The sequence below is a fragment of the Vibrio harveyi NBRC 15634 = ATCC 14126 = KCTC 12724 genome (assembly GCF_001591145.1).
GTDB lineage: Bacteria > Pseudomonadota > Gammaproteobacteria > Enterobacterales > Vibrionaceae > Vibrio > Vibrio harveyi.
In genome coordinates this window covers 1-12,827 of sequence record NZ_BCUF01000033.1, presented here as the reverse complement: position 1 = coordinate 12,827, position 12,827 = coordinate 1, and the positions used below count along the sequence as shown (strand labels likewise).

Genomic DNA, 12,827 nt, shown 5'->3' with positions numbered 1-12,827 from the left:
GGGAGAGGTTTCATTTAACACTGCTTTCACAACAGAGACAAAGGTTAGTTTTTAATCTCTGTCACAGAAGCTTAATTCTGTGCTTCGGGCGCATTAGCTGAGAGATCAACCACATGACTTTCATCATTTTGAGGATCAACTTTGATAAACAGTGCAATAAAGCCCATAGCCGCCATCAACCAGAAGATATTCGCCCCCCAGTGCTCATAGCCCCAACCACTGATCACTGTCATCAACGCGATAAACGCACCCAGTGGGATTGCGTTATATAGTGCCTGCAATGCCACCATCTTGTTCTCGGCTGAGTTCTGGATGTATTGAATCGCAGCAATGTGCGCCATGGCAAACGTCACGCCGTGAAGCATTTGCACTACCACCAACGCCAAAATAGAGGTCGTAGACGCTGTCATGCCCCAACGTAGCATCACACCACCAGCCGCAACCACAAACAAAGTACGCAAAGACCAGCCAGCGAACAAACGCTTACTCAGAGCAAACACAGCAACTTCAGCTGCCACGCCCAAGCTCCATAAGTAGCCAATCACATCTTCTGAGTGACCAGCCGCTTTCCAGTGAATCGCACTAAAACCGTAGTACGCCGCGTGGCTACCTTGGATTAACGCCATCAGCACAAGGAACTTCACGACCGGTTTATCCGTCAGTAACGCTGAGAGTTTTGGACGCTCAGAGTGTTGACCATCACGTGTCACTGGCATTGGATTGGTGTTACGCATTGCAAACAAGAGCGAGATAAACACACCGATCATCGCCGTGTACAAAATCATGTCAGAGCCAAACTCTGCCACCAAGTAACCCACCACAGTCGAGCCTGCAATAAAGGCAACCGAGCCCCACAAACGGGTACGACCGTAATCGAGCATTTTCAAACGAGCGTAGTAGTTCGCCATCGCATCAGACAGAGGCACGACAGGACCACAACACAAGTTGAACAAGACGGTGGCAAGCGCCATTAACCAGAAGTTGCCGCCAGTGAAAAAGTGGAAACCAACAAATATAAGGGCAGCAAAGCTCAACCAGCGTAATGCAGGCATAAGGTGTTCGACTTTATGCAAACGTGGGGTAAGTACCATGTTCGCCACACAGCGCGTCGCTAAACCTAGACCCACTAACAGACCAATATCTGTTGGAGAAACGCCCTGCTCTTTAAACCACAACGACCAAAATGGCAGATACACGCCATACGCAAAAAAGAATCCGAGAAAGTACTGGGAAATCCAGCCATACGGAGAGGGTTTCAACATCACTGACATCCTAAAAAACGACAAAAACTAACGACTTCCGCCACGTAAACGTTTGGGACGCGGAATTATGGATCGCAATGCGTAATAGAAAAAGGGAAGAATCGGCAACTTACCGTTTCCTCAATGGCACAGGGTCTCGAAATGCAAAATTAGATTGTGACGATTTAGACCAAAGTCGTCTGGCTTCGGCAGGGAAATTTGTCAGACTTAGAATGTGTTCCCACCAAATTTAGGTGCTCTCATGCCTGACAAATTTAATATGCAATCTCCACCGTTCGACCGCCTGACTGACGCACAGCAAAATCGACTGCGCTCGTCTCTTGATGTGGCGTACTACCGAACGCGAGATGTCATTTTAGCTTGTGGGCAAGACAACTCTCACCTGCACGTGCTGATTAAAGGTGCCGTAGAAGAGCGCTCAAAAGATCAAGACGAAGTGTTTGCTCACTACGCTAACGACGACATGTTTGATGTGCGCTCTTTGTTTGAAGAAAGCGTGCGCCATCAGTATGTGGCACTGGAAGATACCCTCTCGTACTTGCTGCCCAAAGAAGTGTTTCTTGAGCTGTATAACGAGAACGGACAGTTCGCCGCCTACTTCGATAACAACTTATCCAAACGCCAAGCCCTCATTGAAGCGGCTCAACAGCAGCAAAACCTCGCGGAATTCATTCTGACTAAAGTCGATAGCAGCATCTATCATCCACCGATGCTATTGGCACCTGATATGCCAATTAATCAGGTCACTAAAACACTTAAAGACAATGGCATTGATGCCGCTTTGGTTCAGCTTAACCAAGATGACCCACGCCTAGAGCAATATCCATCGGCGCATCCCTACGCGATAGTGACGCGAACCAATATGCTCCATGCCGTGATGCTTGACGACCACCCACTCGATACACCAGTGAGTGAGATCGCAACCTTCCCTGTTTATCACGTGGATGATGGTGACTTCTTGTTTAACGCCATGATCACCATGACGCGCAATCGCATGAAACGTCTAATGGTGTGCGAAGGCAATCAAGCGGTCGGTATGTTGGACATGACGCAAATCCTCAGTGCGTTTTCCACTCACTCACACGTACTGACACTCAGCATAGCGCGAGCCAGCAGCGTGGAGGAGTTAGCCCTAGCTTCCAATCGACAGCGTCAGTTGGTGGATAGCTTGCTGACCAACGGCATCCGCACTCGCTTCATCATGGAGCTGATATCTGCCGTGAACGAGCAAATCATCGAAAAAGCGTTTGAGCTTGTGGTGCCACCAGCCCTGCACGATCACTGTTGTCTGATTGTGCTTGGCTCGGAAGGTCGTGGAGAGCAAATCCTCAAAACCGATCAAGATAACGCACTGATCATCCAAGATGGGCTGGAATGGGAACATTGCACCGAAGTGATGCAAACCCTCACCCACACCTTGCAGCAACTGGGCTATCCACTCTGCCCAGGCAAAGTCATGGTTAACAATCCGAAGTGGGTTCGAACACAGCAAGGCTGGATCAAAACGCTCGATGGTTGGATTGCCAAAGCGCAGCCAGAACAAATCATGGATTTAGCCATCTTCAGTGACGCCCATGCGGTCGCAGGCAATCGAGAGTTGCTCACGCCTATCGCCGAGCACCTCAGAGACAGCATGAAAGATCGCATGTTGATTCTGTCCGATTTCACTCGACCTGCGCTGCAGTTTTCCGTGCCTCTTACTCTGTTTGGCAACGTAAAAAGTGCTAAAGACGGGCTGGATATCAAGCGCGGCGGCATCTTCCCAATTGTACATGGCATTCGCACTTTGGCATTGGAATACGCGATTGAAGAGAAGAACACCTTCGAGCGTATCGAAGCACTGAGAAACAAACGTATCTTAGAACCAGAAACCGCCGATAATCTCAATGAGGCGCTGAAGCTGTTCTTCAAGATCCGTTTGAACCAGCAATTGAGTAAGCAAGAAGCACTGAACAACATCGACATCAAACAGCTAGACAGGACAGAACGAGACTTGCTACGCCACAGCTTACATGTGGTGAAGAAGTTTAAGCAGTTCTTAGGCTTCCATTATCAAATCCGTGATTAGAGTCTTTTAGGCAAATAAGACGAGAGGTAACAGGGATGAATTGGCTACAAAGGAAATACTGGCATTACAAGCTGAAGGGCTCACCTTATCAGCCACTGTTTTGTTCGCCGCAAAAAGGCGAATTTGTCTCTCTCGATTGCGAAACCACCAGCTTGGACCCAAATCGAGCCGAGCTGGTCACCATCGCTGCGACCAAAATCATCGATAATCGCATCATCACCAGCAAACCATTCGAAGTTCGACTTCGCGCCCCGCAATCACTCGATTCAGGCTCAGTAAAAATTCACCATATCCGCCACCAAGATTTGGTGGATGGCATCAGCGAAAAAGAAGCGCTCATCAAGCTACTCGACTTTATCGGCAATCGTCCTTTGGTTGGCTACCACATTCGCTACGACAAAAAGATCCTCGACCTCGCTTGTCTGAGGCATTTAGGCTTTCCACTACCTAACCCGCTCATCGAAGTGAGCCAAATTTATCACGACAAGCTCGAACGTCATTTGCCCAACGCCTACTTCGACTTAAGTCTTGATGCGATTTGTAAGCACCTCGAGCTACCGATTCAAGACAAACACGATGCCCTGCAAGACGCAAAATCCGCCGCTTTGGTGTATGTGCGTCTAACCAAAGGCGATTTACCAAACCTGAGCGTGCCTTATACCCAATAGGCTTAAGACTCAGCTTTCGATCCACCTCCCACATTCGCTTTAAATTCAGCAATATCGCGGCGCATTCCTCACTCTCATCCTAAAGTCTAATTGTGGAAATACGCGCTGTGACTGACAGTTATATGCACAGCAACGTTCTTGATGAATCACAGACGAAAGAACGGAAACAGCCCTACAAAAGACGAAGGTCGAGAATTAAAGGCACAAGGAGAGAAGCCATGAGCGAAGCCCACGTTTATCCGGTAAAAGAAAATATTAAAAACCATACGCATGCGGATAATGACACTTACCTAGCCATGTATCAGCAGTCGGTAAGCGACCCTGAAGGCTTCTGGAGCGAACACGGTAAAGTTGTCGATTGGATTAAGCCATTCACTCAAGTTAAAAACACCTCTTTCGATACTGGTCACGTCGACATTCGTTGGTTCGAAGATGGTACGCTGAACGTATCTGCAAACTGTATTGACCGCCACCTTGCCGAGCGTGGCGATGAAGTCGCGATCATCTGGGAAGGCGATGATCCTGCTGACGACAAAACCCTTACATTCAACGAACTACACAAAGAAGTGTGTAAGTTCTCTAACGCACTAAAAGAGCAAGGCGTACACAAAGGCGACGTGGTTTGTCTTTACATGCCAATGGTGCCAGAAGCGGCTATCGCAATGCTGGCATGTACCCGTATTGGTGCGGTTCATACCGTGGTATTTGGTGGCTTCTCGCCAGAAGCACTGTCCGGTCGTATCATCGACTCAGATGCGAAAATCGTTATCACCGCTGACGAAGGCGTTCGTGGTGGTCGCGCAGTTCCACTGAAGAAAAACGTTGATGAAGCACTGACAAACCCAGAAGTAAAAACCATCGACAAAGTTGTCGTTCTAAAACGCACGGGTGGCAACATTGATTGGCACGAGCACCGTGACGTTTGGTGGCACGAAGCAACGGCTGTCGTTTCTGACGTATGTCCACCAGAAGAGATGAAAGCGGAAGACCCTCTATTCATTCTTTACACTTCAGGCTCAACAGGTAAGCCAAAAGGTGTGCTGCACACTACAGGTGGTTACCTAGTGTACGCAACCATGACCTTCAAATACGTGTTCGATTACCAAGAAGGTGAAACGTTCTGGTGTACTGCGGATGTGGGTTGGATTACAGGTCACACTTACTTAATTTACGGTCCACTGGCGAACGGTGCGAAGACCATTCTTTTCGAAGGTGTACCAAACTACCCAAGCACGGCTCGCATGAGTGAAGTGGTTGATAAGCATCAAGTAAACATTCTCTACACTGCACCAACAGCGATTCGTGCACTAATGGCAAAAGGTAACGAAGCGGTAGCCGGAACATCTCGTTCAAGCCTGCGTGTAATGGGCTCAGTAGGTGAACCTATCAACCCTGAAGCATGGGAGTGGTACTACAAGACCATTGGTAATGAAAACTCACCTATCGTTGATACTTGGTGGCAAACAGAGACAGGCGGTATCTTGATAGCGCCACTACCAGGTGCAACCGATCTTAAGCCAGGCTCAGCAACTCGCCCATTCTTCGGCGTACAACCAGCGCTAGTGGACAACATGGGTAACATCATTGAAGAGACCGCAGCAGAAGGTAACTTAGTGATCCTTGATTCATGGCCAGGTCAGATGCGTACTGTTTACGGCGACCATGAGCGCTTTGAGCAAACCTACTTCTCTACCTTCAAAGGCATGTACTTCACCAGTGATGGCGCACGTCGTGACGAAGACAGCTATTACTGGATCACAGGTCGTGTAGATGACGTACTGAACGTTTCAGGTCACCGTATGGGTACCGCAGAGATTGAGTCAGCACTGGTTGCACACGATAAAATTGCGGAAGCAGCGATTGTCGGTATCCCTCATGACATCAAAGGTCAGGCAATTTACGCATACGTCACGCTTAATGATGGTGAGTTCCCATCAGCTGAGCTGCACAAAGAGGTGAAAGACTGGGTACGTAAAGAGATTGGTCCAATCGCGACACCAGACGTGCTGCACTGGACAGATTCTCTACCAAAAACTCGCTCCGGTAAAATCATGCGCCGCATCCTACGTAAGATTGCAACGGGTGATACCAGCAACCTAGGTGATACTTCGACACTGGCAGATCCAAGTGTTGTAGACAAGCTAATTGCAGAGAAAGCAGAACTGGCATAACACCCAGCCCCTGTTTTAAACGCTAGCCCTAAAAGCCACCATTGCATATGGTGGCTTTTTTGTGCGTGGACGCAAAATAAACCACAGAAAGCACATGGCAATTATGTTGTTTTTGTTAACTTGGTTACAGAAACGGCGGGGGTTATTGGGAGATTAGACCAGTAAATTGCTGCTAATTGCTGTGAATTAGCTATAATCTTGGTCGATTTTTTAAAATTTGCTCGGTTTTAACAAAAAAATCGTGCTGAATTATCGTATATTTGGGAATATAAACGTTCCACTCACGATAAAGGAAGATAGCAACATAATGTCTGCAAAGTCACGGATTCTAGTTCTAAACGGACCAAATCTTAATCTATTAGGTCTGCGTGAACCGACACATTACGGTAACAACACCCTAGCACAGATTGTTGACGCATTGACTGAACAAGCTCACAACTCTGGGGTGGAACTTGAACACCTGCAATCGAATCGTGAGTACGAACTGATTGAAGCTATCCACGCTGCATATGACAAAGTGGACTTCATTATCATCAACCCAGCGGCTTTCACTCATACCAGTGTCGCGCTGCGTGATGCATTACTTGGCGTAGCCATCCCATTTATCGAAGTGCACCTATCGAACGTTCACGCTCGTGAGCCGTTCCGTCATCACTCTTATCTGTCTGATAAAGCAGAAGGAGTGATTTGTGGCTTAGGTGCACAAGGTTATGAATTCGCTCTGTCTGCAGCAATCACGAAATTGCAGGCAAAGTAAACCAAACACTCTGCAGCCCTTTGGGGTTGTCTTAATCACAAGATAAAAGAGAAAGAAAAGATGGATATTCGTAAAATCAAGAAGCTAATCGAGTTAGTTGAAGAATCTGGCATTGCTGAGCTAGAAATCTCTGAAGGTGAAGAGTCAGTACGCATCAGTCGTAGTGGCCCTGCAGCTGCTCCAGCACCAGTTCATTACGCAGCAGCTCCAGTAGCAGCACCTGCACCAGTGGCAGCAGCTCCAGTAGCAGACGCACCAGCAATGGCAGCAGAAGCGCCAGCAGCAGTTCCTGCAGGTCACCAAGTTCTTTCTCCAATGGTTGGTACTTTCTACCGCTCACCAAGTCCAGACGCGAAATCATTCGTTGAAGTTGGTCAGAGCGTAAATGCTGGCGACACACTATGTATCGTTGAAGCAATGAAAATGATGAACCAAATCGAAGCGGACAAATCAGGTGTTGTAACTGCAATCCTAGTTGAAGACGGCCAACCAGTTGAATTCGACCAACCACTAGTTGTAATCGAATAAGCGGGGCTTGCCTTATGCTAGATAAAGTAGTCATCGCGAACCGAGGTGAAATTGCACTTCGTATCCTTCGCGCTTGTAAAGAATTAGGCATTAAGACTGTGGCAGTTCACTCAACAGCTGACCGCGATCTTAAGCACGTACTACTTGCAGACGAAACAGTATGTATCGGTCCTGCTCGTGGTATCGACAGCTACCTAAACATCCCTCGTATCATTTCTGCAGCAGAAGTGACGGGTGCAATTGCGATTCACCCAGGTTACGGCTTCCTATCTGAGAACGCAGACTTTGCTGAACAAGTAGAGCGCAGCGGTTTCATCTTCGTTGGTCCTAAAGCAGACACCATCCGCATGATGGGTGACAAAGTGTCAGCAATCAACGCAATGAAAAAAGCAGGTGTTCCTTGTGTACCAGGCTCTGACGGTCCACTAGATAACGACGAAGACAAAAACAAAGCTCACGCGAAGCGTATCGGCTACCCAGTAATCATCAAAGCCTCTGGTGGCGGCGGTGGTCGTGGTATGCGTGTTGTACGTTCTGAAGCAGAACTTGTTCAAGCTATCGCTATGACGCGTGCAGAAGCAAAAGCGGCGTTCAACAACGACATGGTTTACATGGAGAAATTCCTAGAAAACCCTCGTCACGTTGAAGTACAAGTGATTGCTGATGGTCAAGGCGGTGCTATCCACCTAGGTGAACGTGACTGTTCTATGCAGCGTCGTCACCAGAAGGTTGTTGAAGAAGCTCCAGCACCAGGTATCACTGAAGAGATGCGTAAATACATCGGTGAACGTTGTACACGTGCATGTCTAGAAATCGGTTACCGCGGCGCAGGTACGTTCGAATTCCTATACGAGAACGGTGAGTTCTACTTCATCGAAATGAACACTCGTATTCAGGTTGAGCACCCAGTAACAGAAATGGTTACCGGTGTTGACCTAATTAAAGAACAGCTACGCGTAGCAGCAGGTCAACCACTGTCATTCACTCAGGATGACATCAAGATCCGCGGCCATGCGATTGAGTGTCGTATCAACGCAGAAGACCCTGAGCGCTTCCTACCTTCACCAGGTAAGATAGAACGCTTCCACGCACCAGGCGGTATGGGTGTTCGTTGGGAGTCTCACATTTACACAGGCTACACAGTACCACCTCATTACGATTCAATGATTGGTAAACTGATCACTTACGGTGAGAACCGTGATGTAGCGATTGCACGTATGAAGAACGCACTAGGCGAGATGATCATTGAAGGCATCAAGACTAACGTTACTCTACAAGAATCAATCATGAATGATGAGAACTTCCAGCACGGTGGTGCAAACATTCACTACCTAGAGAAGAAGCTAGGCCTACAATAAGCCTTCGCTAACCTCATGATAAATGCCCACATCTGTGGGCATTTTTGTTTTGTATAAAGTCTATACTCAAACAAATCGTAGAGTTCTGGTAAACTCTGCGCCACTTCATTCACTTTAAGAGCAAAAACAAATGCCTTGGATTCAAATCAAACTCAACGCGACCAATGAAAACGCTGAGCAAATCGGCGACATGCTAATGGAAGAGACTGGTGCGCTGTCTGTAACATTCCTAGACGCGCAGGATACGCCTGTATTCGAACCTCTACCTGGCGAAACTCGCTTATGGGGCGATACTGACATTCTGGCACTGTACGATGCAGAAGCTGATACAAACTTCATCATCACTCAAATCAAAGCAAGCGGCATGCTTACTGACGATTTTGCTTACAAAGTAGAACAGCTAGAAGACAAAGACTGGGAACGCGAGTGGATGGAAAACTTCCACCCAATGAAGTTCGGCGAACGCCTATGGATTTGCCCAAGCTGGCGTGAAATTCCAGAGCCAGACGCAGTAAACGTAATGCTAGATCCGGGTCTTGCATTCGGTACAGGTACTCACCCAACTACGGCATTGTGTCTTGAGTGGCTAGAAGGTCTCGATCTATCAGGTAAGACGGTTATCGACTTCGGGTGTGGCTCAGGCATCCTAGCGATCGCAGCGATCAAACTAGGTGCAGAAAAAGTTATCGGGATCGACATTGATCCTCAAGCACTACAAGCATCTCGCGACAACGCTGAACGTAATGGCGTTGCCGATCAACTTGAAGTGTTCCTACCTCAAAACCAACCTGAAGGTCTAATTGCAGACGTTGTGGTTGCGAACATTCTTGCTGGTCCTCTACGTGAACTAGCACCAATAATTAAAGGTTTGGTGAAACCAAATGGTGACCTTGCGATGTCGGGTGTTTTAGACACTCAAGCAGAGGATGTAGCAAACCATTACCGTGACGAGCTTCACATTGACCCAATTGTGGAGCAAAGTGAATGGTGTCGTATCTCTGGTCGTAAGCAAGGCTAGACAAGGTTTTCAGGGCTAATTGTTTGAATTTCATACAAATTACAAAAACAATTTGTAAATGCTCAAATATTAGTCTTTTCACGCAGTAAAAAAATGCGTAAAATGCGCGCCCTTGCTGGTACAGAACTGTGATGACGTTTTGAAAATCGGAAACTATCAACTTAAGAACAATCTAATCGTAGCCCCTATGGCTGGTGTAACGGATAGACCGTTTCGCGAGTTGTGTCTTCGCTATGGTGCGGGAATGGCCGTCAGTGAAATGATGTCTGCTAACCCGAAACTATGGGGAACGTCAAAGTCGAAACAGCGCATGGTACATGAAGGCGAATCGGGCATTCGCTCTGTACAGATTGCCGGTTCCGATCCACAGCTTATGGCCGATGCGGCTCAATTCAGTGTTGAAAACGGTGCGCAAATCATCGACATCAACATGGGCTGCCCAGCAAAGAAAGTGAATAAGAAGCTGGCGGGTTCTGCACTGCTTCAATACCCAGACATCATCAAAGAGATTTTGACTGCGGTAGTGGACGCGGTAGACGTTCCTGTAACGTTAAAGACCCGTACTGGCTGGAACACAGAAAATAAAAACTGTGTTCACATCGCTAAATTAGCCGAAGACTGCGGCATACAGGCTCTTGCACTGCATGGCAGAACAAAAGCGTGTATGTACAAAGGTGAGGCCGAATATGACAGCATTAAAGCGGTTAAACACGCTATATCCATTCCGGTTATCGCAAACGGTGATATCGATAGCCCGGAGAAAGCGAAGTTTGTACTGGAGTACACCGGTGCAGACGCTTTAATGATTGGACGCCCTGCCCAAGGTCGTCCTTGGATTTTCCAGGAAATCCATCACTATTTGGAAAACGGCACCACAATGGATGAGCTTCCAAGTGAGGAAGTGAAAGCCATTATGCTTGGTCATGTTAACGCTCTGCATGATTTCTATGGAGAGTTCTTAGGTCCACGTATCGCGCGCAAGCACGTTGGGTGGTATCTAAAGGAACATGAACAAGCAAGTGAGTTTCGCCGTACCTTCAACGCTATCGACGCAGCTGAGCTGCAACTTGAGGCGTTAGAAGGTTATTTTGATAACGTTGCATCATAATTAAGAGAAGAGCTAGACCGAATATGTTCGAACAAAATCTGACTTCAGAAGCATTAACAGTAACTACAGTAACGTCACAAGACCAGATTACTCAAAAGCCTTTACGTGACTCTGTTAAAGCGTCTCTTAAAAACTACCTAGCTCAACTAAACGGCCAGGAAGTAACAGAACTATACGAATTAGTTCTAGCTGAAGTTGAACAGCCACTATTAGATACCATCATGCAGTACACTCGCGGTAACCAAACTCGCGCAGCAACTATGATGGGTATCAACCGCGGTACTCTTCGCAAAAAACTTAAAAAGTACGGCATGAACTAATAGGTTCATACAGTATTTTTGTAAAAAAGGCTTGGTCAGCAATGATTAAGCCTTTTTTATTTTTTGTTCCTCGCAATCCTGTATTTCATCCTCCCTTACCTTCTCTTACCAAGCCTTTGTACAAACATTAGTCAAGCCTGATACATTGAACTGTGATCAGTATTGATTGTGAACTCAATATAAACAGATATAATCAAAGACTTACATTGGATAAAGGAACTAACCTCATGATTTACAAAGAAAGGGAAGATTGGCTTCACGCCATTCTGAATACTCTCCCTGATCATGTCTTTATCCTCAATGAAAACGGTCGCTATATTGAAAGCTTTGGTGGCACTTACCACTCAAAGAAATTCAATGCCGAAAGTTACACTAACCTCTCGTTAAACGATGTTTTGTCATCAAGTAAAGCTTCTGAATTAATAAGTTATATTGATGATGTAATTCGCTCTAATGAGCCAAAAGTCGTCAAATACAGCATCGCACTACAAGACCACCTACTAATGCCAATAGAAGAGCTAGAAGCGTTAGACAACCCAGAGGAAACCTGGTTTGAAGCGATCATCAAACCTGTTGAAAGCTTACAAAACGACGAAAGTTGGGTAATTTGGTCTGTTCGTGACGTAACGAAAACACACCTACTTGAAAAGCGCCTGAAAGAGCTCTCAGAGACTGATGAGCTAACTGGTGTAATGAATCGACGAGCATTCTTAACCAGCCTAGATAAAGCTCTGAACTCGCATTCTCGCCTATCTCAAACACTCTCCTGCGTCATGATCGATATTGACCACTTTAAAGAGATAAATGACCAAGTCGGTCACTTCTCCGGAGATCAGGTGATCAACCATGTAGCAAAGATATGCCAACGAGCAATCCGTGGCACTGACTTTATTGGTCGCTTAGGAGGAGAAGAGTTTGCAGTGATTTTAGTCAACACCAGCGCGATTCAAGCCTATGATGTAGCAGAAAGGATCAGAGGTGCGATTCAAAACGCCCCATGCCAAGTTGATGGTATCGAAATCAGCACAACCGTAAGTATTGGTGTCGCAGAATATGACGGACAAGTATCTAGTGCTAAAGAGCTCATGATTAACGCTGATAAAGCCATGTATTACTCAAAGCACTCTGGACGCAACCAAGTAACACTTCATCACGACTGTATTCCTGATGTCAAAATACAGCACTCCTTAAACCTAAATATCCAAAAGGTTTCTTAGCCCTTCGCTCTTCATCCCCCTTACCTTACATCACCTTATCCACGCACCCTCCAAAACACTCACACGCAGTTCTTTTGCCTAATCGAGTCATAGGACTAGACATAAGCTCGATGTGTTTTAATAGCGAGTTTGAGGCTGTTCTAAAGACAATGGGAAGTAGTGGCATTGTGAGAGGTTAGGTAATGCGTTAGCACTATCTCATGATCAAGTTAGTCACAGGAAAGATATACAGGGATTGGAAAGTGGTGCGACTTTATAAGAAGGGCTCTAGTGATCAGATTTACTTTGCTCCAAATGTAAAAAAGCCCACTCTCTCGAGTGGGCTTCTTCAAATTTAAAGCCTGGCGATGTT

The 12,827-nt window shown here is 46.7% G+C and carries 11 protein-coding genes; 10 read left to right on the top strand and 1 reads right to left on the bottom strand.

Going from position 1 to position 12,827, the window contains the following annotated elements; genetic code table 11:
• Positions 1-71: 71 nt before the first annotated feature.
• Positions 72-1,262 carry a 3-phenylpropionate MFS transporter gene (locus VHA02S_RS16745; RefSeq protein ID WP_020194817.1) on the bottom strand — a complete coding sequence of 397 codons (1,191 nt, stop codon included), beginning with the start codon at positions 1,260-1,262 and terminating at the stop codon, positions 72-74.
• Positions 1,263-1,503: 241 nt separating this feature from the next.
• Between VHA02S_RS16745 and VHA02S_RS16740 the strand changes: the two genes are divergently transcribed.
• The 10 genes from VHA02S_RS16740 to VHA02S_RS16695 all read left to right on the top strand — a co-directional run bounded on the left by VHA02S_RS16740 (position 1,504) and on the right by VHA02S_RS16695 (position 12,475).
• Positions 1,504-3,330 (top strand): DUF294 nucleotidyltransferase-like domain-containing protein, encoded by a 1,827-nt coding sequence (locus VHA02S_RS16740; RefSeq protein WP_038898551.1) that lies wholly within the window; start codon positions 1,504-1,506, stop codon positions 3,328-3,330.
• 35 nt (positions 3,331-3,365) lie between these two features.
• The gene (locus tag VHA02S_RS16735; RefSeq protein WP_005440406.1) at positions 3,366-3,998 is read left to right on the top strand and encodes a 3'-5' exonuclease; all 633 of its coding nucleotides are present in this window, start codon (positions 3,366-3,368) and stop codon (positions 3,996-3,998) included.
• A 218-nt stretch (positions 3,999-4,216) separates the two neighbouring features.
• Entirely contained in the window at positions 4,217-6,169 is a 1,953-nt protein-coding gene (gene acs / locus VHA02S_RS16730; RefSeq protein WP_038898549.1) for an acetate--CoA ligase, read from the top strand.
• 307 nt (positions 6,170-6,476) lie between these two features.
• Entirely contained in the window at positions 6,477-6,926 is a 450-nt protein-coding gene (gene aroQ / locus VHA02S_RS16725; RefSeq protein WP_038898548.1) for a type II 3-dehydroquinate dehydratase, read from the top strand.
• A gap of 60 nt (positions 6,927-6,986) precedes the next feature.
• Positions 6,987-7,454, top strand: a complete 468-nt coding sequence (gene accB / locus VHA02S_RS16720) for an acetyl-CoA carboxylase biotin carboxyl carrier protein (protein ID WP_009698908.1) — start codon at positions 6,987-6,989, stop codon at positions 7,452-7,454.
• A 14-nt stretch (positions 7,455-7,468) separates the two neighbouring features.
• Positions 7,469-8,812, top strand: coding sequence for an acetyl-CoA carboxylase biotin carboxylase subunit (gene accC / locus VHA02S_RS16715; protein WP_005440401.1), 1,344 nt, complete (start codon positions 7,469-7,471; stop codon positions 8,810-8,812).
• A gap of 130 nt (positions 8,813-8,942) precedes the next feature.
• Positions 8,943-9,830: a 50S ribosomal protein L11 methyltransferase gene (gene prmA, locus VHA02S_RS16710; protein WP_009698909.1), complete on the top strand. Its 888-nt coding sequence runs from the start codon at positions 8,943-8,945 to the stop codon at positions 9,828-9,830.
• A 139-nt stretch (positions 9,831-9,969) separates the two neighbouring features.
• A complete protein-coding gene (dusB, locus tag VHA02S_RS16705; RefSeq protein ID WP_005448258.1) occupies positions 9,970-10,938 on the top strand; it encodes a tRNA dihydrouridine synthase DusB in 969 nt (322 codons plus the stop codon).
• A gap of 23 nt (positions 10,939-10,961) precedes the next feature.
• A complete protein-coding gene (gene fis, locus VHA02S_RS16700) occupies positions 10,962-11,258 on the top strand; it encodes a DNA-binding transcriptional regulator Fis (RefSeq protein WP_000462885.1) in 297 nt (98 codons plus the stop codon).
• Positions 11,259-11,485: 227 nt separating this feature from the next.
• Positions 11,486-12,475 (top strand): sensor domain-containing diguanylate cyclase, encoded by a 990-nt coding sequence (locus VHA02S_RS16695; protein WP_038898547.1) that lies wholly within the window; start codon positions 11,486-11,488, stop codon positions 12,473-12,475.
• Positions 12,476-12,827: the final 352 nt, after the last annotated feature.